This window comes from Pelosinus baikalensis (genome assembly GCF_020819555.1).
GTDB lineage: Bacteria > Bacillota > Negativicutes > DSM-13327 > DSM-13327 > Pelosinus > Pelosinus baikalensis.
The window spans coordinates 1-531 of the sequence record NZ_JAJHJB010000155.1; the positions used below are offsets into that span (position 1 = coordinate 1).

Below are 531 nucleotides of genomic sequence, written 5' to 3' on the forward strand. Positions count from 1 at the left end.
CGAATGTAAAGTCATGGCTGGAGCATGATGCGGTGCTGCAGGGTGGGGAGCTGACAGGCTGGCCGAAGCTAATGGCAGGCGACGACATGATGCTTCACTGGATGCAGGAAACGAAACGGCTAGGCAAGAAAGTTGAGGGGCACTTCCCAGGGGCATCGGAAAAAACGTTAGCAAAAATGATGCTCTTCGGCGCGGATTGCGACCATGAGGCGATGACAGGGGAAGAAGTGAGGACAAGGCTGCTCCAAGGCTATACCGTATCCCTCCGCCATTCGTCCATTCGTCCTGATTTGCCGAAGCTGCTGCAGGAGATTCATGAACTCGACATCGCGGTGTATGATAAGTTCATCATGACAACAGATGGGTCATCGTCCAGTTTTTACGAAAACGGCATGATGGATATGCTGATTTCCATCGCAATGGAAAACGGCGTTCCAGAAATCGATGCGTACAATATGGCAACCATCAATATTGCCCGTCATTACAATATGGAACATTTGCATGGCTGCATCGCAACAGGGCGCTTTGCGA

At 51.0% G+C, this 531-nt stretch carries 1 protein-coding gene; it reads left to right on the forward strand.

The features are described from left to right. Positions 1-531: amidohydrolase family protein (locus tag LMF89_RS25565; protein ID WP_229537606.1), on the forward strand; the 531-nt coding region annotated here is incomplete at both ends.